At 40.9% G+C, this 2,838-nt stretch carries 5 protein-coding genes; 2 read left to right on the top strand and 3 right to left on the bottom strand.

All coding sequences use genetic code 11. The annotated features are described in order from the left end of the window. Positions 1–221: 221 nt before the first annotated feature. Together GTH32_RS19035 and GTH32_RS19040 are read right to left on the bottom strand one after the other, a co-directional pair. Positions 222–434 carry a hypothetical protein gene (locus GTH32_RS19035; RefSeq protein ID WP_163088760.1) on the bottom strand — a complete coding sequence of 71 codons (213 nt, stop codon included), beginning with the start codon at positions 432–434 and terminating at the stop codon, positions 222–224. Positions 435–581: 147 nt separating this feature from the next. After that, positions 582–1,073, bottom strand: coding sequence for a hypothetical protein (locus GTH32_RS19040; RefSeq protein WP_203565564.1), 492 nt, complete (start codon positions 1,071–1,073; stop codon positions 582–584). Positions 1,074–1,172: 99 nt separating this feature from the next. On the opposite strand from GTH32_RS19040, the gene GTH32_RS19045 reads away from it, so the two are divergent. Further along, a complete protein-coding gene (locus GTH32_RS19045) occupies positions 1,173–1,595 on the top strand; it encodes a putative toxin-antitoxin system toxin component, PIN family (protein WP_163088762.1) in 423 nt (140 codons plus the stop codon). Between the two features lies 1 nt (position 1,596). After that, positions 1,597–1,818 carry a toxin-antitoxin system HicB family antitoxin gene (locus tag GTH32_RS19050; protein ID WP_163088764.1) on the top strand — a complete coding sequence of 74 codons (222 nt, stop codon included), beginning with the start codon at positions 1,597–1,599 and terminating at the stop codon, positions 1,816–1,818. A 96-nt stretch (positions 1,819–1,914) separates the two neighbouring features. Here the strand turns inward: GTH32_RS19050 and GTH32_RS19565 are convergent, their stop codons facing one another. Continuing rightward, positions 1,915–2,445 (bottom strand): hypothetical protein, encoded by a 531-nt coding sequence (locus GTH32_RS19565; RefSeq protein ID WP_246223327.1) that lies wholly within the window; start codon positions 2,443–2,445, stop codon positions 1,915–1,917. Positions 2,446–2,838 lie beyond the last annotated feature (393 nt).

A 2,838-nucleotide genomic window follows, 5' to 3' on the forward strand; every position in this document is an offset into this window, starting at 1 on the left:
CATTTTTATCCGTTTATTGCAGTGTGGACAGTGACGTTCTCTACCAACTTTATTTAACGCTTTAGAGAAAATGCTAATATTTTTTTCACAGTGAGGGCACTTCATAAATCTCCCTTAGTTACATAACTTCCAAATATGGGGCGCAAACACGTGTGCAATAATGGCGAAGCCGCGCACGTGTTTGCGTCCCAGCGAACAAAGTGAGTGACTTAATTTTTTTGTTATGTGCCATTGCTAAAACTACGACCAGTTAACTTTTTAAACAGCGACTGAACCGAATCTTTACCTGTAACGCCGAAACGAATAAACAAAATACCTACCAAAAAGCCTAATACACTTCCTAGTGCAGCTAAATGCTCCGTTAGAAAGACATAGCCATAAATGGACATAAAGACTAAGCCTAAAATAACGCCTAATATCCGTATAGTATTCATAGCAAACTATCCTTTTTCAATTTGGCACATAACGGCCCACATAACGGGCAAAAATACGTAGGCTATAATACTGAGCGAAGCGAAAGGAGCCTACGTGTTTTTGTCCCAGCGAGCTTGCGAGCGAGTTTATGCGATTGTTAGGTGCGTTTATGAAAAATGACACAGACCTGCTTTTCTAATGTAAGGAGCTAAAGTCGCTACCGTTGTGCTGTCACGATACCAAACAATATAGGTGTAATCCCATTCTTCTGAGATAATGCATTCTAGTTCTGGAATTACAAACTGGTAAAACTGTGAAGAGTCTTTATTTAATGACTGTTCGTAGCTATCAAGAATAGCTGAAACATCGGTAATTTTAGTTAGAGTTTCAGTGTTGCAATTTACCTTTTGAATTTGAAACTTACTCTCTAAAAGAGCTAAGAAATTGTGGAATCTTTGCCACTCATGCTTAGTGACCGAATCCAGTTTGTACTGGTTGTTTTCACCGATCCAACCAGACCATAAGGAAATGAATTCCTTTTTAAATTCAGATTTTACTTCAGAATCCTGAAAATAATTGTGATACATGGTTTTACTTGAAGCACCTAACTTCCAAATATGGGGCGCAAACACGTGTGCAATAATGGCGAAACCGCGCACGTGTTTGCGTCCCAGCGAGCGACAGCGAGTGCCATAATTTGTTTGTTAGCTGCCATTGTTAAATTGAAAAGTGATAGCATATACGCTAGCATATAATCTATGAATAAAGTAGTTATTGACACCAGTGTACTTATTAGCGCCCTGATTGGCAAAACAGGGCCAGCCCGAGAAGTGATAAGGCAATGCTTGTTGGGGGATTTAAAGCCGCTGATTAGCACGACCTTATTCTTGGAGTACGAAGCAGTAAGCAAGCGAGACAAAATTAAAGAATTGTGCCCGCTTACCGAGGACGAAGTGAGCGAGTTGCTAGCAGCATTTTTTAGTGTTTGCGAATGGGTGCAGATACATTATTTGTGGCGGCCAAATTTAAAAGATGAAGGCGATAACTTTCTTATAGAGCTTGCAGTGGCAGGAAATGCCGAGAGCATTATTACGAATAACCTAAAAGACCTGAGAAATGCGGAATTACAATTTGATGGTTTGAAAGTGTTAGCGCCTGAAGATTATTTGAGAGGAATTTAATATGTCCACTTTAACTGTACGTTTACCAGACGATAAGCATAATCGATTGAAGGCTTTGGCAGCGCATAAAAAGCTGAGCTTAAACAAATTGATAGAAGAATTGTCTACGCAAGCGATAGCTGAATTTGATACTGAGGTAAGATTTAAGGCGATTGCTGCTACTGGAGACAAAAACAAAGGTTTGGAACTTCTAGATAAGCTTGATTCATATTTTGGCAGCTAACTTTCCAATAACGGGCGCAGGCACGTGGGGCATAATGGCGAAGCCGCCCCACTTGTATGCGTCCCAGCGAACGCAGTGAGTGTGTTTATTGGCTTGTTAGGCATTACTGGCGAGCTTGGCAATGAAAAAAGTAAAACCTAAAAACACAATTAATATGCAACCGTAAAACAAGACTTGGTTACATCTAACTTTGTTACCTTTTCCGAGATACATCAACTTCCATATTTTATATGGGTAATACTCTTGCCCTGCCAAAACCAAGCCGAAAATAAATGCATTTAAATACATAGTGGTATAGAGCCAATATAAATATGAATCCTCTAACCTAGATACTTCATAAATGCCCTTTACTCTTTCATATACAAAGACTGTATCGTTAATAACAGCAAAAATTCCTATCGTAAGGAACAAAAAGGACCAAAAGGTCCATTCTTTATGTATACGTATTTCATCCATTTGAGCTGAACCGATGCCTAACATTAAGCTAAGCGGCGCAGTTGCGTGGGGCATAATGGCGAAGCCGCCCCGCGTAAATGCGTCCGAGCGACCGAAGGGAGTGGTCTTTAGCGCTTTGTTAGAAGCAGAGCCAGTTCCTTTGGTCTGTTTAAAAACTGATGAAGCCAGCATACGATTGATTATTAACACAAACAAGCAAAACGACTATGCACTGATGTTTTTGATTTGACAGAAGCTAGCCGCCATTTGAGCTATCGAGTGTAATGGCGCTTGCTGGCTGAAAATAAGAACATAAAGGCAAAGCGCCTATTACACCACCTTTGAGTAGATAGCGGCGGATTTAAACCTACCACAAGCCAGAGCGATGCTAATGAAAACAGGTGAGGGCAGTTGCACTAGGATTTTTATAAAGCCAAATGTAGTTTAGGCTGGCGCCTTATAACGCTTCACATATGGGGCGCAGACTTGCTGGCTAAACTTGCGCGAAGCGCCAGCCAGCGAGTATGCGTCCCAATGAGCGGAGCGAATGAACATAATGTGTTTGTTATGTGCCAGCTGCATCAA

It is taken from the genome of Alteromonas profundi, assembly GCF_010500865.1.
Taxonomy (GTDB): domain Bacteria; phylum Pseudomonadota; class Gammaproteobacteria; order Enterobacterales; family Alteromonadaceae; genus Alteromonas; species Alteromonas profundi.

Coding starts and splice junctions, on each gene's coding strand:
- GTH32_RS19035 (WP_163088760.1), bottom strand. CDS start 434: ATGAATACTATACGGATATTAGGCGTTATTTTAGGCTTAGTCTTTATG.
- GTH32_RS19045 (WP_163088762.1), top strand. CDS start 1,173: ATGAATAAAGTAGTTATTGACACCAGTGTACTTATTAGCGCCCTGATT.
- GTH32_RS19050 (WP_163088764.1), top strand. CDS start 1,597: ATGTCCACTTTAACTGTACGTTTACCAGACGATAAGCATAATCGATTG.
- GTH32_RS19565 (WP_246223327.1), bottom strand. CDS start 2,445: ATGCTGGCTTCATCAGTTTTTAAACAGACCAAAGGAACTGGCTCTGCT.